17 protein-coding genes are annotated in these 17,836 nt (G+C 59.7%); 10 read left to right on the top strand and 7 right to left on the bottom strand.

Annotation, left to right across the window (positions count from 1 at the left end; genetic code table 11):
* Nucleotides 1-30: 30 nt before the first annotated feature.
* Complete coding sequence (dxr, locus tag RAC79_RS04945) at nt 31-1,224, bottom strand: 1-deoxy-D-xylulose-5-phosphate reductoisomerase (protein ID WP_174039704.1); 1,194 nt, start codon at nt 1,222-1,224, stop codon at nt 31-33.
* 188 nt (nt 1,225-1,412) lie between these two features.
* On the opposite strand from dxr, the gene RAC79_RS04940 reads away from it, so the two are divergent.
* On the top strand, nt 1,413-2,114 hold the full coding sequence (locus tag RAC79_RS04940) for a phosphatase PAP2 family protein (protein WP_174039703.1): 702 nt from the start codon (nt 1,413-1,415) through the stop codon (nt 2,112-2,114).
* A gap of 31 nt (nt 2,115-2,145) precedes the next feature.
* Nucleotides 2,146-3,399 carry an FAD-dependent oxidoreductase gene (locus RAC79_RS04935; protein WP_174039702.1) on the top strand — a complete coding sequence of 418 codons (1,254 nt, stop codon included), beginning with the start codon at nt 2,146-2,148 and terminating at the stop codon, nt 3,397-3,399.
* Nucleotides 3,400-3,405: 6 nt separating this feature from the next.
* On the opposite strand, the gene RAC79_RS04930 is transcribed toward RAC79_RS04935, so the two are convergent.
* The 5 genes from RAC79_RS04930 to RAC79_RS04910 are packed head-to-tail and all read right to left on the bottom strand — an operon-like array spanning nt 3,406 to nt 7,706.
* On the bottom strand, nt 3,406-4,332 hold the full coding sequence (locus RAC79_RS04930) for an ROK family protein (RefSeq protein WP_080856815.1): 927 nt from the start codon (nt 4,330-4,332) through the stop codon (nt 3,406-3,408).
* Nucleotides 4,333-4,335: 3 nt separating this feature from the next.
* A complete protein-coding gene (gene nagA, locus RAC79_RS04925; protein WP_174039701.1) occupies nt 4,336-5,508 on the bottom strand; it encodes an N-acetylglucosamine-6-phosphate deacetylase in 1,173 nt (390 codons plus the stop codon).
* Nucleotides 5,505-6,527, bottom strand: a complete 1,023-nt coding sequence (locus RAC79_RS04920; protein WP_174039700.1) for an SIS domain-containing protein — start codon at nt 6,525-6,527, stop codon at nt 5,505-5,507. Before RAC79_RS04920 ends, nagA begins: the two co-directional genes overlap by 4 nt.
* 28 nt (nt 6,528-6,555) lie before the next feature.
* Complete coding sequence (locus tag RAC79_RS04915; RefSeq protein ID WP_003521268.1) at nt 6,556-7,308, bottom strand: GntR family transcriptional regulator; 753 nt, start codon at nt 7,306-7,308, stop codon at nt 6,556-6,558.
* On the bottom strand, nt 7,305-7,706 hold the full coding sequence (locus tag RAC79_RS04910; RefSeq protein WP_174039699.1) for a hypothetical protein: 402 nt from the start codon (nt 7,704-7,706) through the stop codon (nt 7,305-7,307). The genes RAC79_RS04915 and RAC79_RS04910 overlap by 4 nt, the downstream gene beginning before the upstream one ends.
* A 53-nt stretch (nt 7,707-7,759) precedes the next feature.
* Between RAC79_RS04910 and RAC79_RS04905 the strand changes: the two genes are divergently transcribed.
* From RAC79_RS04905 to RAC79_RS04885, 5 genes are all read left to right on the top strand, one after another.
* Nucleotides 7,760-8,941: a Gfo/Idh/MocA family protein gene (locus tag RAC79_RS04905; protein WP_059759936.1), complete on the top strand. Its 1,182-nt coding sequence runs from the start codon at nt 7,760-7,762 to the stop codon at nt 8,939-8,941.
* Nucleotides 8,942-8,953: 12 nt separating this feature from the next.
* Nucleotides 8,954-9,838, top strand: coding sequence for a carbohydrate ABC transporter permease (locus RAC79_RS04900; protein WP_003521273.1), 885 nt, complete (start codon nt 8,954-8,956; stop codon nt 9,836-9,838).
* Nucleotides 9,835-10,692 carry a carbohydrate ABC transporter permease gene (locus RAC79_RS04895; protein ID WP_020809501.1) on the top strand — a complete coding sequence of 286 codons (858 nt, stop codon included), beginning with the start codon at nt 9,835-9,837 and terminating at the stop codon, nt 10,690-10,692. The genes RAC79_RS04900 and RAC79_RS04895 overlap by 4 nt, the downstream gene beginning before the upstream one ends.
* A gap of 38 nt (nt 10,693-10,730) precedes the next feature.
* Nucleotides 10,731-11,963: an ABC transporter substrate-binding protein gene (locus RAC79_RS04890; RefSeq protein WP_003521275.1), complete on the top strand. Its 1,233-nt coding sequence runs from the start codon at nt 10,731-10,733 to the stop codon at nt 11,961-11,963.
* Nucleotides 11,964-12,151: 188 nt separating this feature from the next.
* Nucleotides 12,152-13,264, top strand: coding sequence for an ABC transporter ATP-binding protein (locus RAC79_RS04885; RefSeq protein ID WP_174039698.1), 1,113 nt, complete (start codon nt 12,152-12,154; stop codon nt 13,262-13,264).
* Between the two features lie 149 nt (nt 13,265-13,413).
* Here the strand turns inward: RAC79_RS04885 and RAC79_RS04880 are convergent, their stop codons facing one another.
* Nucleotides 13,414-13,899, bottom strand: coding sequence for a hypothetical protein (locus RAC79_RS04880; protein ID WP_003521277.1), 486 nt, complete (start codon nt 13,897-13,899; stop codon nt 13,414-13,416).
* Nucleotides 13,900-14,143: 244 nt separating this feature from the next.
* Between RAC79_RS04880 and RAC79_RS04875 the strand changes: the two genes are divergently transcribed.
* The 3 genes from RAC79_RS04875 (at nt 14,144) to RAC79_RS04865 (ending at nt 17,835) form a co-directional block, all read left to right on the top strand.
* Nucleotides 14,144-15,007, top strand: a complete 864-nt coding sequence (locus RAC79_RS04875; RefSeq protein WP_065656977.1) for a MurR/RpiR family transcriptional regulator — start codon at nt 14,144-14,146, stop codon at nt 15,005-15,007.
* An 81-nt stretch (nt 15,008-15,088) separates the two neighbouring features.
* Complete coding sequence (locus RAC79_RS04870; RefSeq protein ID WP_174039697.1) at nt 15,089-15,871, top strand: SDR family oxidoreductase; 783 nt, start codon at nt 15,089-15,091, stop codon at nt 15,869-15,871.
* 44 nt (nt 15,872-15,915) lie between these two features.
* Nucleotides 15,916-17,835, top strand: coding sequence for a beta-N-acetylhexosaminidase (locus RAC79_RS04865; RefSeq protein ID WP_174039696.1), 1,920 nt, complete (start codon nt 15,916-15,918; stop codon nt 17,833-17,835).
* Nucleotide 17,836: the final 1 nt, after the last annotated feature.

The raw sequence follows: 17,836 nt of genomic DNA, 5'->3' as shown, positions 1-17,836 counted from the left end.
CAGTTTAGATAAGAGAAGACCGGGCCGCGTTTACGCGGCCTTTTCTTTGGTGGCGATCAATTCGCGGGCGTGACGACGGGCCTCCTCATCCGCTGCGAAGACATCTTCGATCGTGGCGGCGGAGCGGCCGTCATGCATGCGGTCCATGACCGTTTCGACGATCTCGGCCATATCGAGAAAACCGATATCGCCCGCAACGAAAGCGTGAAAGGCGGTCTCTTCGGCGGCATTCAGGGCGGCGCCCTGTAGACCGCCGCGCTCCAGCGCGGTGCGAGCCAGACGGATCGCCGGGAAACGGGCCTCATCCGGCGCTTCGAAATCGAGCCGCGCAAGTTTTGCAAAATCCAGCCGCTCGACACTTAGATTGCCGCGTTGCGGATAGGTGAGGGCATAAGAAATCGCAGTGCGCATGTCGGGAGAGCCGAGCTGGGCGATATAGGAGCCGTCGGTGTAACCCACCATCGAATGGATGATCGACTGCGGGTGGACGATCACCTCCACCTGATCGGGCCTGAGATCGAAGAGATATTTCGCCTCGATCATTTCCAGCCCCTTGTTGAACATGGAGGCGCTGCCGATGGAAACCTTCAGCCCCATCGACCAGTTGGGATGGGCGCGGGCGATATCCGCCGTGACATTGGCCATCTCCTCGCGCGACCAGGTGCGGAACGGGCCGCCGGATGCGGTCAACACGATGCGTTCCACGGCCTGCTTGTGTTCGCCCGTCAGGCATTGGAAGATTGCGCTGTGCTCGCTGTCGACCGGGATCAGCCTGCCGCCGCCCTGCTTGACCGTGCGCAGAAAAACATCGCCAGCCGAAACCAGGCATTCCTTGTTGGCGAGCGCTATGTCTGCGCCACGCCGTGCGGCTGTAAGAGTAGGTGCAAGGCCGGGGGTTCCGGCAATCGCCGCCATCACCCAGCCGGCATCCGTCGACGCGGCCTCTTCGAGGCCGGATTTACCTGCCGCAACCGCGATGCCGGTGCCGGCAAGGGCCGATTTCAGCGCTTCGTATTTGTCGTCCTCGGCGGTAACCGCCAGCCGCGCGCCGAATTCCCGCGCCTGTTCCGCCAGAAGCGCGATGTTGCCCGCGCCGGTCAAAGCCGTGATCTCGAACGCGTCGCGGCCACCCAGTTGGCGGACGACATCCAGCGTATTGGTGCCGATCGAACCGGTCGAACCCAATATTGTCAGCTTGCGTGGCATTTCACTGGCATTCGTCATTTTCAGTCCGTCGGTCGTTTCCGGTTCGCACCTCTCGGTGCACGTCGTTTTCCCGAAAACGCCATGCACTTTCGAGCAACATTCCTTAGCCTCTACCCGCGAAAACCAGCCATAACAAGGACAAAGCCGGGGCTATTGTTTTTGCGGAAGGCAAAGCCATATGCAAGAAAAACAATGAGAGGATATCGATGCGACGTTTTCTGGTTTCCAGCGGGTGGATTTTTGCGGCAAGTCTTGTGCTGGTCGTTGTCTTCATTCCTTTTGATCCGCGCCTTTCCGAAAGTGCGCAGGCGCTGCCTGGCGGCGTGGTCTCCTTCAATCGGGCGATTACCGATTTCGGAACCTTCCGCTGGATGCTCTATTCCACTGGCCTTCTGGCGATATTGGCCTATGTCGCCGCACGGGTGTTAAAGGCGCAGACCTATAATGGACGGCTGAGGACGGCATGGCGGCTTCTTACCTATTTCTTCCTGACGATCGGAACGGCGAGCATTCTCGTCCACACGTTGAAATTCCTGATAGGACGGGCACGGCCGGAGCTTGTGCTGGAAATGGGCGCCTATAGCCTCACCCCATTTACCGGCGACAATCTCTATGAAAGTTTCCCCTCAGGCCATTCGACCGCCGCCGGGGCGTTTTTCGGCGCTTTCGCCATGTTGATGCCGCGCTTCCGCTGGGCGTTTCTCCTGCTTGCCCTTGTCATCGGTGTTTCGCGTGTCATCGTCGGCGCACATTATCCAAGCGATGTTGCCGCCGGGCTGTTGCTCGGCATGTGGACGGCCATGGCCTTCGCCTTTATCTTTGCCCGGTCCGAAATGCTGTTCCGGTTCGATGCGCAGGGCTGGCCGCAGCCGAAGAATGTAAACCTCCCGGCGGCGGATACACGATAAGGACCTCAAGCGGGATGTAAGGGGGAAGGTGATGGAAGAAGCGACAATCGCTCCGCGAAATGACGGCGGTGCCGTTCAGCGCATCCGCACGTCCGTCGCCGTGGCCGGTGGCGGGCCGGCGGGCATGATGCTTGGCCTGCTGCTTGCGCGCAGCGGTATCGATGTCGTGGTCGTAGAGAAACACGGGGATTTTCTCCGCGATTTTCGCGGCGACACCATCCACCCTTCAACGCTTGAATTGATGGAGCAACTCGGTTTCATCGATGAGTTCCTGAGCCTGCCGCACACACGTGCACCAAGGCTGAATGCGGTTATCGGCGGCGAGCGTATCACGATAGCGGATTTTTCCCGTCTGCCGGTCCGCCACCGCTTCATCGCCTTTATGCCGCAATGGGATTTTCTCAATTTCATCGTCGGCAAGGCGGGACAATACGAAAATTTCCGATTGCTGATGAATGCGCCGGTGACCGGGCTGATCGAGCGCGGTGGCCATGTCGGCGGTCTCACGGTCAGCACGCCGGAAGGCATCATCGAGATAGAGGCCGATCTGGTGGTGGGGGCGGATGGGCGCAACTCCACCGTCCGCGAGGCGGCGGGGCTGGAAGTGCAGCGCTTCGGCATTCCGACGGAGGTGCTGTGGATGCGCCTTTCGAAACAGCCCGACGATCCGACGGAAACCATGGGGCATGCCGGCTCGCGGCAGGGTTTCGTCATGATCAACCGGGGCGATTACTGGCAATGCGGTTATGTGGTGCGAAAGGGGTTTTTCGCTGACATAAAGCTACAGGGAATTGAAGCCTTCAGGGACAGGGTTGCGGAAATCTGCCCTTTCCCACGCGAAAGGCTCGATGAGCTCAAGAGTTGGGACGATGTGCATCTCCTGACCGTCCGTATCGACCGGCTGAAGCGCTGGTGGAAACCCGGCCTGATCTGCATCGGTGATGCGGCCCACGCCATGTCCCCCGTCGGCGGTGTCGGCATTAATCTGGCCATTCAGGATGCGGTTGCGGTGGCCAATATATTGGTGCCGGTGCTCGTCTCCGGCCGGGCCATTGCCGATGATGATCTCGCCGCAATTGAAAAGCGGCGATCCTTCCCGACCAAGGCCACGCAATTTCTGCAGCGGATGATGCGTATCGGCGGCAAAAAGGGACGGGCAGATGCGGAAAAACCGAAGGGACCGCCAGCCTTTGTGCTGGCCATCATGCGGTTTCCGCTTCTTTCCCATTTGACCGGCCGGCTGGTGGGGCTGGGTTTCCGCCGGGAAAAGATCGAGACGATGTGATGCCGCTCAGGCAGTGCCGGCGGCTTCTTTCTCATATTTCAGCCCGATAACGGCGGATCCGATCAACCCCGGCTCGATGCGGCAGATGGCGGGCACGACTAAGGGGCGGTCGAAGCGCCTCAGAATGCGGCTCCTTACCACCTCGTCCAAAGCGGCGAGAAGCGCCTTCGAATTCGAAAGTCCGCCGCCGACCGGCACGATGGTTGCGCCGGTGACGTTGATCACCATTGCCAGAGGCGAGGCGAGAATATCGATAAGGACATCGATGGTTCTTGCGGCCTTCGGATCGCCCGCCTGCCAGGCTGCAATAATATCCTCGCTGGTCATTGCCTGCTGGTGAAGATGCGAATGTAGTTTTTCCATGCCACGGGCGCTGCCGATTGCATCGACGCAGCCGGTAAGCCCGCAACCGCATTCGAAACGCGGCAGCGAAACCGGCGGATTTCCGGCCAATGTCGCGGCCACCGGCCCGTGTCCCCATTCGCCGGCGAAACCGCCGTCGCTGTTGATGAGCTTGCCGTCGATCACCAGCCCGCCGCCGACACCCGTTCCGAGGATGACGCCGAAGACCACGCGATGACCCCGTCCGGAACCGATTTCCGATTCGGCGATCACGAAGCAATCCGCGTCGTTCGATACGATGACGGGAAGGTTCAGCGCCTTTTCCAGCTCGTCTTTCAAGACCCTGCCATGGATGCTCTGAATATTGGCGACAGTGGCTTTGCCGGTGTCGGGATCGATGACGCCGGCAATCGACAGCGACACGCAGGCGGGTGTGCCGCCGCTATTGTCGATGACGGATTTCAGGCCGGCGGCGAAGTCTTCGAAACTGGTCTTGGGCGTCGGGATGCGCGGCACGGGCCGAATATCGTCGGGAGCGTAGGCAATAGCGCCCTTGATGGTCGTTCCGCCTATATCGAAACAAACGATCATGATTCAGGCTCCGGAACGGGTGGCATCGTGGATTTTTTCTGCACCGATCCATGTCGAATGCATCTGAAGGTCGGGCGTCAGCATGACGAAATCCGCATCGAAGCCGGGCAGGAGCTTACCCTTGCCGGAAGCGCCGATTGCCTCGGCGGGATAAGCAGACGCCATTCTCAAGGCTTCTTCCAGCGGTGTGTCCAGCTTTTCATGCATGAAGCGTATGCAGGAGAGCATATCGATATCCGCCCCCGCCAGCGTGCCGTCGGCCAGCGTCAGCCTGCCGCCGTTGCGATAGACGCGCCTGCCGTTCAGTTCGAAACCGTCATCATCCGTGCCGATGGTGGACATGGCGTCGGTGACGAGGAAAATGCGCCCGGGATTATTCTTGGCGCGAAGCGCAATGCCGATCGCTGCAGGATCGACATGGAAGCCGTCAGCGATCAGTCCGCAATCCAGCTTGCCGTTCGAAAGTGCCGCACCCACCAGTCCCGGCTCGCGATGGCCGAGCGGGCTCATGGCGTTGAAGAGATGTGTCACCATGGATGCGCCTGCCTCGGCATAGGCCGTCGCGACGCCAAGGCCCACATCGGTATGGCCGAGGCTGACGACGATGCCGGCTTTGTGCAGCGCTGTGACCTGCGCTTCGGTTACGTTTTCCGGGGCGATGGTTGTCAGCACGAAGGGAAGCTTCGCCTTGCAGTCCGTCAGAACCGCAAGATCGGCCGTTTCCATCTTTCGGATCAGCGCCGGATCATGGGTGCCCTTGCGTCCGACGGAAAGATGCGGCCCTTCGAAGTGCAGGCCGAGAAAGCCGGGCACCCCTGCCTTGTGGGCGGCGATGCCGGCTTCGGCGGCTTTGGTTGTGATATCCGGCCGGTCGGTGATGAGCGTGACCATCAGCGCCGTAGTACCGAATTGCGCATGGGCCGAGCAGATGCGGGCGATGCCTTCCACATCCGGCTCGTTATTGAACATCACGCCGCCGCCGCCATTGACCTGAAGGTCGATGAAGCCTGGCGCAATGAGCAGTCCTTCCGCATCGATGATTTCGGCGTCTGCGGGCACGGACATGCGGTCGATGATGTCGGCAATGTGGCCATCGCCGGTCACGAGCGCTTTGCCATCGTGCCACGCGGCGCCATCGAAAATGCGGGCGCCGACAAATGCCTTGCTGCTGCTCATTGGGTTTCCGTCACCTTCTTCAATGCCACGGGCGCATCCGGGTTGAAGCCGCGGGCGCGCGACAATTGCTCGATGAAGCCGTAAAACGGCGCGATCAGCAACAGGGCGTCGGTCAGCGGGTGATTGGTTTCCACAAACGGCAGGGGCTTGGCAGGGCTGCCTTTTGCGGAGGTGACGAAAACACTTGCGCCCTTACCGGCGAGACCGGCCGCGATATCCGTCACGGAGGTTTCGGCGCGGTCACGCGCGGCAAAAGCGATGACGGGAAATTTCGGTGCGACCAGCGAAACGGGGCCGTGCATCACTTCCGCCGACGAATAGGCCTCCGCGTGGAGTTCGCAGGTTTCCTTGCATTTCAGCGCGGCTTCCGCGGCAATGGCCAGCGCCGGACCGCGGCCCAGCATATAGAGCGATTCCTCACCCTTGACCGCTTCGCCGATCTGGCTCCAGTCGAGTGCGATGGCCTTGGCGAAATTCTGCGGCAAGGCGCTGACGGCTTTGGCGAGCAGGCTGTCTTCCGTCCATTCGGCAAGGATTGCGAGGCCAGCGACGATGGAGTTGACGAAAGATTTGGTTGCGGCCACCGCCTTTTCAGGGCCCGCCTGGATATTGATGGCGTGATTGGCCGCCTCACCGAGCGGGGAGGGCAGGGTGTTGACAAGCGAGAAGGTGAGCGCACCGCCCTTGCGGGCGCTTTCCGCCAGAGCGACGATGTCAGGGCTTTTACCCGATTGCGAGACGGCGAAGGCCGCCGCCCGGTCCAGCCGCAGATTCGTCTGGTAGATCGAGGCGAGCGAGGGGCCGAGCGAAGCGACCGGAAGCCCGGTCTGCAATTCGATCGCATATTTCAGAAAATGCGCGGCGTGGTCGGAGGAGCCTCGTGCAATGGTGACGATAACGGCCGGGTCACGGGCCTTCAGCCTGTCTCCGGCTTCGTGGAAGTCGGCATTGGCATTGTCCAGCAGGCGGGCGACTGCATCGGGAATCTCATCGATTTCCTGGCGCATCAGGGTTGTCATCGTTTCGTGTCCTTGATCAAGAGATTTGTCACTCGGGCCCCATCGTCAGTTCGGCGACGAGGTCATAGGCGTCGCTGCGGTACAGCGCGCGGGATATTTCCATGAGGCGCCCGCTTTCCAGATAGGCCATTCGCTGAACGGAAAGCGCTGCCGAGCCCGGCGGAACCCCGAGCAGCAATGTTTCCTCATCGGTGAGGTTACGGGCGGAGATGCGCTGAATGGCGCGCACCGGGCGAATGCCGTTTTTCTCAAGCTCCAGATAAAGCGAGTTTTCCACCAGTTGCGGGTCAGGCAGGATATCGCCCGGCAGGCTGGTAACTTCGAGTGCGATTGGCTGGTCATTGGCAAGACGCAGACGCGTGAGCCGCGCCACCATGGCGGATTGGGAAAGGCCGAGCGCCATCATCTCGTCGCCGGTCGGGTGGAACAGGCCTCTGTCCAGCCAGCGGGTGCTTGCCGTCATTCCACGCCGGCGCATGTCCTCGGTAAACGAGGTGAGCTTGGTAAGGGGCTGCTGCATGCGGGTGATGGGCTTGACGACGAAAGTACCCGAACCGTGCCGGCGAACGAGAAGGCCGTCGCGGACGAGATCGTCCACCGCCTTGCGCACCGTGACGCGGCTGACGCAGGCGCTTTCGGCGATATCCCGCTCCGGCGGCAGGGCGTCGCCGTGCTTCAGGCGGCCGCCATTGATGGCGTCTTCAATCGTCTGGCGCAGTTTCAGGTAAAGCGGGCCGCCACCTGATTGCAGGTCGTCCAGATTAAGCGCTGCCCCGTTCATCCATAACCTCTGTCACGATCCATGTGGTCGGCGATATGGCCGGCTCTGGCTATATCATATGCCGCGTAATCGGCAATACCAAAATAGAACCATTGCTCGATTTGTACGATTAATCGGTGGTTTTTTCGATATTTTGCCGAATAATAAGGCTGCATGCTTGATATTTTCGCATTAACCAAAAAAATTTTCTCGATAACGGAATTGCTCTGGACGATTGGCATTTTTTTGGTATTGTTTTTTACGTCGGTGGTCGGCGGCGATGCGTTTCGCATCCGTCGCGCCGGGAAAATCGGTTTTCGACTCGCGGCAGCGTTTGCGAAATCGAATTTAGCTTGACCGTTGTGAAAATTAATTTCATCGTGGCAGGAAATTATCGCAGATAACTGGATGACCAGCACAGAAATGGTCGCTTCTGCGAAAATGAATTACGAATGAACAGGGAACAAAGTTCATGAAGGTGGGAATTATCGGACTCGGATTCCGTCTCGGTTATCTGGGCTACGTTTTTCATGAGATCGACAAGGATTTCGAGATCGTCGGTTACGTCGATCCCGCGCCGGCGGGCCTGCCGGGCCTGCAGGAAAAGGGCATTTCGGCCGGCAAGGCTTACGATAGTCCCGAGGCGCTGATCGCAAACGAAAAATTCGATCTCTTGATGATCGGCTCACCGAACCACATGCATCTGGAGCATATCCGTATCGGGCTTGAGGCCGGCTGCACCATCTTCTCGGAAAAACCCATCGTCGTCAGCATCGAGGAAAGTCTTGAGCTCGCCCGGCTGCTCAACAAGCACGGGCATGAGCGGCTGCTCGTCGGTCTGGTTTTGCGTTATTCCCCGCTCTACCGCGATCTGCGCGCCGCGCAGGCCGAAGGCAAGCTGGGCGATGTCGTTTCCATCGAGGCCTCGGAGCATATCCCGCCCTATCACGGCGCATTCTTCATGCGCGACTGGCGGCGTTACGAGAATTATTCCGGCTCCTTCATGCTGGAAAAATGCTGCCACGACCTCGATCTCTATAACGGCGTGGTCGGTGCGCGGCCGCGTTTCGTCTCGAGCTTCGGCGGGCGCAAGAGCTTCACGCCGGCAAACGCGCCGCAGCATGACGGCATCAACGACATGGAGGTTTACCATCGCAAGCCGAGCGGCTGGATGGGTTCCGACAAGGTCTTCGACAGCGACGGCGACATCATCGATTACCAGACGGCGATCGTCGAATATGAGAACGGCGCGTCGCTCGCCTTCCATACCAATCTCAACGTTCCCGACGATTTCCGCCGTTTCTGCGTCATTGGCGCCAAGGGCATGGCCGAGGGCGATTTCGTGCGCGGCTTCCTGAACGTGCACAATGCCCGGACAAATGAAAAGACCGTGGCCAAGACCTATTCGGCGGCAACCGCGCTCTCGCAGCATTATGGCGCGGACGAGCAGATGGCCGAGGACGTTATCGCCCATATCGTCAAGGGTGCGGCCCTTCCGGTTTCCGCGCTCGATGCGATCGAGGCCGGTATTCTGGCGCTTGCCATGGATGAAGCGCGCCATGGCCGTAAAGTGATCGATCTCAAGCCGGTGTGGGAGGAATACGATTTGGCGCTGCACGGGCAGCCGAAATCCCCCGCTGTGAAATCGGCTTGAGGGGGCGGCGCGATGGATGCGAAACGCAGCGCGGTCGTCTTTGCCTGGCTTCTTCTTCTGCCGGCGCTTTTATACATCACGGTTATCGTTGCTTATCCGCTCGTCGATACCTTCATCCTGTCCTTTACCGATGCGTCGCTTAGAAAAACGACGAATTGGGTCGGCTTCATCAACTACGAGAAGATTTTCAACGCGACTTTTGCCGATGTCATCACGCGGACCTTTATCTGGACGTTCTTTTCCGTCTCGATAAAGATGATCATCGGCACATTCGGTGCGGTCTTGCTGAATTCGGCCGTGCCCGGCCGGGCGCTGTTCCGTATCCTGACCATGCCGCCATGGATCGTGCCGATGGCTATTGGCATCTTCATGTGGGGCTGGATGTATAACGGCCAGTTCGGCATGATTTCCGGGGTGCTCCAGAACCTCGGCCTGGTGGATGGTCCGGTCGCGTTCCTCGCCTATGGCAGAACGGCCTTCTGGGCAACGATCGTCACCGACGTCTGGATCGGCGTGCCGATGGTGACGCTCTATCTGCTGGCGGCCATCCAGGCCATTCCGCAGGATCTCTACGAGGCCGCGTGGACAGACGGGGCAAGCCGCTTCTACCGCTTCCGCCGCATCACGCTGCCGCTGATGCTGCCGGCCATGATTACCATGTCGATGATCTCGCTGATTTCGACCTTCAATTCCTTCGATATCATCTGGATCCTGACACAGGGCGGTCCGACCGGCCAGACCACGACCATGATCATCGACACGTACAAGACGGCGATCGGCTCCTACAAATACGGTGAAGGTGCGGCCCGCGCCGTGCTGATCTGCATCTTCCTGTCGATCTTCACCTATTTCTACTTCCGCATCACCAGCCGCATCTCGCAGGAGGCCAGCCGATGAGCGACAAGAATGCGATGATCAACCGCTACAGGTGGTATGAAATCGTCGGGATTTATTGCGGTATCGCCGTGTTCCTGACCTTCGTGCTGGCGCCCTTCGTGGAAGGATTTCTGGTTTCGCTGAAACCGCTCAGCCTGCTTTTCTCTTCGCCCTACAAATTCTGGCCGGAAAACGGTTCCTTCGAGGCCTACCGGACCATGTGGGTCAGCGTTCCGGGTTTTGCCCGCTACGTTTTCAACTCCTTCTTCATCTCCACCATTTCGACCATCATCGTCCTCATCCTGGTGGTGCCGGCTTCTTATGCTTTCGCCCGTTTCGAGTTTCGTGGGCGTGGGCAGTTGCTTGGCGCATTTCTGGCGATCAACATGTTTTCGGGCGCGGTGCTTCTGATCCCGCTTTACCGGCTTATGCGCAACATGGGTGTGCTAAACACCTATCTGGCGATGATCATTCCCGGCGCGGCCTTCCTGATCCCCACCGCCATCTGGCTGCTGCGCACCTATATGCTGCGTATTCCTCGAGAACTGGAAGAGGCGGCCTATGTGGACGGTGCGAGCTATTTCTACACTTTCCGCCGGGTGATCCTGCCGCTGGCGATGCCGGGTATCGCCGTCGTCTCCATCACCACCTTCATCGGCGCCTATGCCCAGCAGTTCATCTTCGCGCTCACCTTCAATTCCAAGACCGAATATATGCCGCTGCCCATCGGCCTCTTCGCCTATTTCGGTCGCCAGGAAGTCATCTGGAATGAGTTGATGGCGGCCAGCTTCGTCGGCATTGCGCCGGCCATGGTCGTGATCTTCTTCATGCAACGATATCTCGTCAGCGGCCTGACCGCCGGCGCGGTGAAATAATCAACAACCGGAACGACCACCAAAACGGGAGACTACCTATGGCACTGAAACATTACGGATTGGCGCTCTGCGCTTTCGCATTTGCCGGTTCCACTGCCCTTACGACGGTGACGGCGCACGCCGCCGACAAGGAGATCAGCTGGATCTATTGCGGCGACAAGATGGACCCCATCCATGAGAAATACATCAAGGAATGGGAAGGCAAGAACGAGGGCTGGAAGGTCGTGCCCGAGGTCGTCGGCTGGGCCCAGTGCCAGGACAAGGCGACCACGCTCGCCGCTGCCGGCACCCCGGTCGCCATGGCCTATGTAGGTTCGCGCACGCTGAAGCAGTTCGCGCAGAACGATCTCATCGTTCCGGTGCCGATGACCGAAGACGAAAAGAAGAGCTATTACCCCAACATCGTCGACACCGTGACCTTCGAGGACACGCAGTGGGGCGTGCCGGTCGCCTTCTCGACCAAGGCGCTCTACTGGAACAAGGACCTGTTCAAGCAGGCGGGTCTCGATCCGGAAACGCCGCCGAAGACCTGGGCCGAAGAGATTGCGTTTGCCAAGCAGATCAAGGAAAAGACAGGCATCGCCGGCTACGGCCTGCCCGCCAAGACCTTCGACAACACCATGCACCAGTTCATGCACTGGGTTTACACCAACAACGGCAAGGTGATCGACGGCGACAAGATCACCGTCGACAGCCCGCAGGTTGTTGCAGCGCTGAAGGCCTATAAGGACATCACGCCCTATTCCGTCGAAGGCCCGACGGCCTATGAACAGAACGAAATCCGCGCCATCTTCCTCGATGGCAAGGTCGGCATGATCCAGGCCGGTTCGGGCGCCGCCACGCGCCTGCAGGAAACTAAGATCAACTGGGGCATCGCCACGCTGCCGCTCGGCCCGGAAGCAAAGGGTCCCGGCACGCTGCTCATCACCGACAGCCTTGCGATCTTCAAGGGAACCGGCGTGGAAGAAAAGGCGACCGAATTCGCCAAATTCATCACCTCTCCCGGTCCGCAGGGCGAATACGAACTGCAGGGCGGCGCGGGCCTCACCCCGCTGCGTCCGTCGCCGAAGGTCGATGAATTCATCGCCAAGGATCCCTTCTGGAAGCCGCTGATCGACGGTATCGCCTATGGTGGTCCTGAGCCGCTCTTCACGGACTACAAGGGCTTCCAGGACACGATGATCGAAATGGTGCAGTCTGTCGTCACTGGCAAGGCAACACCGGAAGATGCCGCGAAGAAAGCGGCTTCGGCTCTCGAGCAGTATAAATAATCTTTCATGAGCACGGATGCGGGCGCTGGCCGTCCGCATCCGGCAAGTTTCGCCGTGGGAATGCCTTGCGTCTTCCGGGATGCTCTTTCCCCCTGTTTTCAACGGTTCCGATCCGGTGTGGCTTTGCCCCTGTTTCGGAACATCTCTGAACGTGGCCAGATGTCGGCCGCTGACGGGAGAGGCAAGTCTTGGGTCAGCTTTATCTCAACAACGTCCGCAAGAACTATGGACATTTCGAAGTCATCAAGGGCGTTCAGCTCGACATCAGGGATGGCGAGTTCGTCGTTTTTGTCGGCCCCTCGGGATGCGGCAAATCCACATTGCTGCGCATGATCGCCGGCCTTGAGGATATTTCCGCTGGCGACGTCGTCATTAACGGCGTGAAGGTCAATGACTTGCCGCCGGTCAAACGCGGCATCGCCATGGTTTTCCAGTCCTATGCGCTCTACCCGCACATGACGGTTTTTGAAAACATCGCTTTTCCGCTGCGCGTCGAGAAGATGGAGGAGGACAAGATCAAGCAGAAGGTCGAGGGCGTCGCCAAGATTCTCCAGCTCGATCAGCGTCTGCAGCAGCGCCCCGGCATGTTGTCCGGCGGCCAGCGCCAGCGCGTGGCGATCGGCCGCGCCATCGTTCGCGAGCCGAAAATATTCCTGTTCGACGAGCCGCTTTCCAACCTCGATGCAGCACTTCGCGCCGATATGCGCATTGAACTCACCAATCTTCACCGGACGCTGAAGGCGACGATGATCTATGTCACCCACGATCAGGTGGAAGCCATGACCATGGCCGACCGTATCGTGGTGCTGAATGCCGGCGAAATTGCCCAGGTCGGTGCGCCGCTCGAGCTTTATCACAAGCCGGCTAACCTCTTCGTGGCAGGTTTCATCGGCAACCCGAAAATGAATTTCCTGAAGGTCACGTGCAAATCCGTCAGCGCCGAGGGTGTGACGGTGGAATATGAGGGCCAGACGATCACCGTGCCGGTGGAGCCCCGCGCCGGTCTTGAAGGCAAGCAGCTGACGCTCGGCATCCGCCCGGAACATACCGGCCTCGAAACGGCCGACCTCAATGTCACGGTCGCGCCCAGCGTGATCGAGCGGCTCGGGGTCAATACCATCGCCTATGGCGTCGCGCCGACGGGTGAGAATTATTGCGCGCTGCTTTCCGGCTCCGCACCTGTGGTCGTGGACGAGCCCATCGTCACCGGTATCAAGGCATCGGATTGCCATCTGTTTGACGAAAGCGGCATTGCGCTCGAGCGGCGCGTCGATCTTTCAGTCCTCAAGCTGATCCAATAAGGCGCAGGAGCCGGGCCATGTTATCTGTTTTTCCATGCCCGGCTGTTCCTGACGCGATCCGTCTCCGGCATTTTTCCGCCCCTTCCAGACGAAAAAACAACGCCGGGCTTTCGGCCCGGCGTGCGAAGCTTTTCCAGATGTCCGCTGGATCACGGCATGGGGTTGGGCATGTAGCCGGTGAAACCGCTGATCTTCCAGCGTCCCTGATGCAGCCGGCAATAATAGAGCGTCTGCCATTTCATGACGTCGAAGCTGCCATCGGCCTTGCGAAGCCCACCGTCGAACTTCTTGCGCACCAGCGCGGTCTCACCTTCCACTTCGATTTCTTCCAGCGTGGTGGTCGCAAAGATCGCATCGCGCGGGTTATCTGCGAATTGCTGGGTTTGAAAATCCTGCGCCTGCCGCAGCCACTCGTCGCGATAGGCGCTGAGCGAAGGGAACGACAGGCGCCAATTGTCCGGGTTCGCATCCCGGTTGGCGTTGATGCCGAGAAAGCCGTCCTCGACGAAATCGTCCGCGACCTTCGACCAGTCGGCGGCAAGGAAAGCGTCGATGTCCCGCGTTACCAGCATCTCCCAGATGGAATGGCGGGCGATGTCTGTTTCGGGAAAGGGGTTTTTGAAGGGATCACGCATGGTTTCGGTCCATTATTGAAATTATTTTCAAGATTTGGAGATTTCTCTGGTGTTGATTGTTGGCATATGCTCATCTCTCAATCAACAGAGAAAATAATTTTCAAATCAAAGGTGCGCGCGGTGTCGTCAGCAAGACGAAACATCCTCGATTCATGGATCTATGCGGTTGACGGGCGCGCTTTCTTAGGGTGCATCGGAAACGGGGCCAAGCCTTAAGTTTTGGCGGAACGGAGACCCGGTGAACATGGATATTTTCGCAAAAATACAGGAAGACAGGGGACAATTCTCGCAGTCGGAGCGGCGGATTGCCGATATTCTGGTTTCGGACTTCGAATTCGCCGTCAATGCCTCGATCATCGAGCTGGCGGCCCGCGCCGAAGTGTCGCCGCCGACCGTGACGCGGTTCTGCCGTCGGCTGGGGTGCCAGAGCTTTTCGGATTTCAAGGTCAGCCTCGCCAAGACGGCCTATGTGGGTATTCGATACCTCACCTCCGAACCCTCCAGCACCGGTCCCTCGGATGTGGCGGAAGAGGTGCTCGCCAAGGCACAGGAAGCGCTTTTCCTGTTGCACAGGACGCTCGATCCCGCCCTTGCCGATGAAGCGGCGATCAGGATCGCCAATAGCGGCATGATCTATGCCTTCGGCGCAGGCGGCAATTCCTCGATGATCGCTTCGGAAATCCAGAACCGGCTGTTCCGCCTGGGCCTGCGCGTTTCGACCAGTGCCGATCACAGCATGCAGCTGATGATGACGGCTGCGGCGCGCAAGGAAGACGTCATCATCGGTTCGTCCTTTTCCGGCCGCAACATGGAACTGGTGAAATGTTTCAGGCTGGCGCGGGAAATGGGGGTCACCACCATTGCGCTTACCCAGAGCGACACGCCTGTTGCCGCAGCCGCCGACATGGTGGTGGCGGTCAATGTGCCCGAGGGAAACAATATCTTCCGCCCCACCTCATCGCGCTACGCCTATCTGGCCGCCGTCGATGTTCTGGCGACGCTTGCTGCCTATCATCAACGGCAACGATCGATGGTGACGTTGCGTCACATCAAGCAGCAGCTCGTGGAACATCGTGACCCGGATGACAAGCAATTGCTCGGTGACTGAGGCGGGCTGACGAAAATACAGGCTGGTTTGCCTGAGACCCGCTTTGTGGCGGGTCGGAAAGCTTCAAGGGAGTTGTAGGAGATGAAGGACAGGAAAGACCAGCTCGCCGTCGTTACCGGCGCGGCAGGTGATATTGGCCGGGCAATTGCCACGGCGCTCGCTGAAAGCCATGCAAAGGTCGTGTTGGTCGATATCGACCCCGGCGCCCTTTCGAGCGCGCTATCCCTGCTTTCCAGTCCCCGCTTCGTTGCGAAAACCTGCGATGTTACAGATCCGCAGGACCTTGCAAGGCTGGCCGCCGAGGTTGCGGAGCTGGGCGATGTTGCTACCCTCGTCAACAATGCGGGTGCGGCAAGAGCGGTCAGCCTGCATGACACGACCGCCGATATATGGCGCAGGGACAATGCCCTCAATCTGGAAGCGCCGTTTCTCTGCTTCAGGGCTTTCGAAGAGGCGCTGAAGCGGACCCAGGGGTCGGTGGTCAATATCACGTCCGTCAACGGCATGGCGGTCTTCGGTCATCCGGCCTATAGCGCCGCAAAGGCCGGCTTGATCCATCTGACCAAGCTGATCGCCGTGGAATACGGCAAATTCGGCATCCGTTCCAATGCCGTTGCGCCGGGCACCGTGCGCACCCAGGCATGGGAGGCGCGGGCCGCCGCCAATCCTCAGGTCTTCGAAGAGGCGAAGCACTGGTATCCGCTGCAACGCATCGTGAGGCCCAACGATGTGGCCAATGCCGTTGCCTTTCTGGCCGGCCCACAGGCGGAGGCGATCAGCGGCGTGTGCCTGCCGGTCGATTGCGGACTGACGGCGGGGCAGGCGCCGCTGGCCCGGACCTTCTCGCAATCCGAACATTACTGACCGAAGCCCTCCTGAGGGCTCAATGCGCAATAAAGGGGAGCATCATGGCGCTCGCACATTATCGTCTCGAAAATTCCTGGCATCCGCTCAAAGATTCCGCCTCGGGCGGTTTTACCTTTACCCTGGTCAATCTTTCCCGCGAGCCGCTGAAGGATTTTCGCATCGTCTACACGTCGTTGACGCGGACGGTAGACAAGCCCGCTTGCGACAATGCCGTTTATCTGCGCCGCAACGCCAATTTCCATGAGTTTGCACCGCCGGCGGGCTTCGTGCTCGAGCCGGGGAAATCCTGGCGCTTCACCGTCGATGGCCTGCTGCGGCAGGCCCGGCATCGCACGGATGGCGCGAAATCCGCCTATGTCAGCCTTGCCGATGGAACGCATCGCGCCGTCGAAGTCGGTGACCTGATGCTGGATGGGCGTCACAGCGAGCCGGCACCGGTGCTGCTTCCGGAAGGCAAGCTCGATCTGCCCTTTTCCATCCAGCCCTGGCCCGCTGAAATCGACGCCGAACCGGGCGACGGTTTTCCCGTCGCGCTCTTCCCAGCGGAAGATGCGGGTGCAGAAGAAGTGCTTGCGGTGGAAACCGTGCTTTCGCTGTTCCGCCGGCTCTTTGCCGTCGGGCACGTGCCCTTCAGCCTTGCGCCGGTTCATGAGGGAAAACCGCTTCGTTTCAAGCGCCACAGCGGGCTGGAAGCGGAAGGTTATCGCCTCACTTTTTCAAAAGAAGCGGTGGTCGTGGAATATTCGGCCGCTGCCGGTCTGCAATATGGCCTGACGGTTCTGGCGCAGCTGCTGCATGGCGCGCGCATCGATCCTCAATTCCGCTTCCCGGCCTCCGGCGCCATCAGCGATGCGCCCCGTTATAGCTGGCGCGGCTGCCATCTCGATGTCTCCCGGCAATTCTATCCGACAGGCGATGTCCTGCGGCTCATCGATATTCTCGCATGGCTGCGCATGAACCGCTTCCATTGGCACCTGACGGATGACGAGGCATGGCGGCTCGAAATCAAGGCCTATCCGCTGCTGACCACCGTTGGCGCAACGCGCGGCCCGGATGCGCCGCTTCTGCCGCAGCTCGGTAACGGGGCTGAGCCGGTGTCGGGCTATTACACACAGGATGAGGTGCGCATGGTCGTTGCGCATGCGGCGGCATTGAACGTCGAAATCGTGCCGGAAGTCGATATTCCCGGCCACAGCACGGCGGCTCTCGTGGCCTATCCGGAGCTGACGGACGGGCAGGAAGCGCCGGACAGCTACCGCTCTGTGCAGGGATACCCGAACAATGCGCTTAACCCGGCCATCGAGCCGACCTATGAATTCCTCGGCAAGATATTCGACGAGATGGTGGAGCTGTTCCCGTCGCGGCTGATCCATATTGGCGGCGATGAGGTTGCGGATGGGTCGTGGCTGGCCTCGCCGCTTGCCAAGGCGCTGATGGAAAAGGAAGGGCTCGACGGCACCTTCGGTATCCAGTCCTATTTCATGAAGCGCATTCAGGGGATGCTGCATGAGCGCGGTCGCCAGCTTGCGGGCTGGGATGAGGTTTCCCACGGTGGTGGCGTCGATCCTGCCGGAACGTTGCTGATGGCATGGCAGAAGCCGGAAGTCGGGCTTGAGCTTGCACGCCAAGGCTATGACGTGGTGATGACGCCGGGTCAGGCCTATTATCTCGACATGGTGCAGGATGAAGCATGGCAGGAGCCGGGCGCAAGCTGGGCCGGCACGGTTCCGCCTTCGCATACTTATGCCTATGAGGCAGTCGGCGAATTTCCCGAGGAGTTGAAGGAGCGGATGAAGGGCGTTCAGGCCTGCATCTGGTCCGAACATTTCCTCAATCGCGCCTATTTCAACCATCTGGTTTTCCCCCGTCTGCCGGCGATTGCCGAGGCGGCGTGGACGCCAAAGGCGCAAAAGGACTGGCTGCGTTTTGCGGCCATCGTCCCCTTGAGCCCGGTTTATTGAG

It is taken from the genome of Agrobacterium sp. LR_9 (genome assembly GCF_041954855.1).
Lineage (GTDB): Bacteria > Pseudomonadota > Alphaproteobacteria > Rhizobiales > Rhizobiaceae > Agrobacterium > Agrobacterium leguminum.
This window is presented reverse-complemented; position numbering and strand designations above follow the sequence as displayed.

Bases quoted from the DNA above. Each gene is read 5' to 3' on its own strand.
- RAC79_RS04940 (WP_174039703.1), top strand. From the start codon at position 1,413: ATGCGACGTTTTCTGGTTTCCAGCGGGTGGATTTTTGCGGCAAGTCTT.
- RAC79_RS04880 (WP_003521277.1), bottom strand. From the start codon at position 13,899: ATGCGTGATCCCTTCAAAAACCCCTTTCCCGAAACAGACATCGCCCGC.
- RAC79_RS04870 (WP_174039697.1), top strand. From the start codon at position 15,089: ATGAAGGACAGGAAAGACCAGCTCGCCGTCGTTACCGGCGCGGCAGGT.
- RAC79_RS04920 (WP_174039700.1), bottom strand. From the start codon at position 6,527: ATGACAACCCTGATGCGCCAGGAAATCGATGAGATTCCCGATGCAGTC.
- nagA (WP_174039701.1), bottom strand. From the start codon at position 5,508: ATGAGCAGCAGCAAGGCATTTGTCGGCGCCCGCATTTTCGATGGCGCC.
- RAC79_RS04915 (WP_003521268.1), bottom strand. From the start codon at position 7,308: ATGAACGGGGCAGCGCTTAATCTGGACGACCTGCAATCAGGTGGCGGC.
- RAC79_RS04930 (WP_080856815.1), bottom strand. From the start codon at position 4,332: ATGATCGTTTGTTTCGATATAGGCGGAACGACCATCAAGGGCGCTATT.
- RAC79_RS04905 (WP_059759936.1), top strand. From the start codon at position 7,760: ATGAAGGTGGGAATTATCGGACTCGGATTCCGTCTCGGTTATCTGGGC.
- RAC79_RS04895 (WP_020809501.1), top strand. From the start codon at position 9,835: ATGAGCGACAAGAATGCGATGATCAACCGCTACAGGTGGTATGAAATC.
- RAC79_RS04890 (WP_003521275.1), top strand. From the start codon at position 10,731: ATGGCACTGAAACATTACGGATTGGCGCTCTGCGCTTTCGCATTTGCC.
- RAC79_RS04865 (WP_174039696.1), top strand. From the start codon at position 15,916: ATGGCGCTCGCACATTATCGTCTCGAAAATTCCTGGCATCCGCTCAAA.
- RAC79_RS04875 (WP_065656977.1), top strand. From the start codon at position 14,144: ATGGATATTTTCGCAAAAATACAGGAAGACAGGGGACAATTCTCGCAG.
- dxr (WP_174039704.1), bottom strand. From the start codon at position 1,224: ATGACGAATGCCAGTGAAATGCCACGCAAGCTGACAATATTGGGTTCG.
- RAC79_RS04935 (WP_174039702.1), top strand. From the start codon at position 2,146: ATGGAAGAAGCGACAATCGCTCCGCGAAATGACGGCGGTGCCGTTCAG.
- RAC79_RS04900 (WP_003521273.1), top strand. From the start codon at position 8,954: ATGGATGCGAAACGCAGCGCGGTCGTCTTTGCCTGGCTTCTTCTTCTG.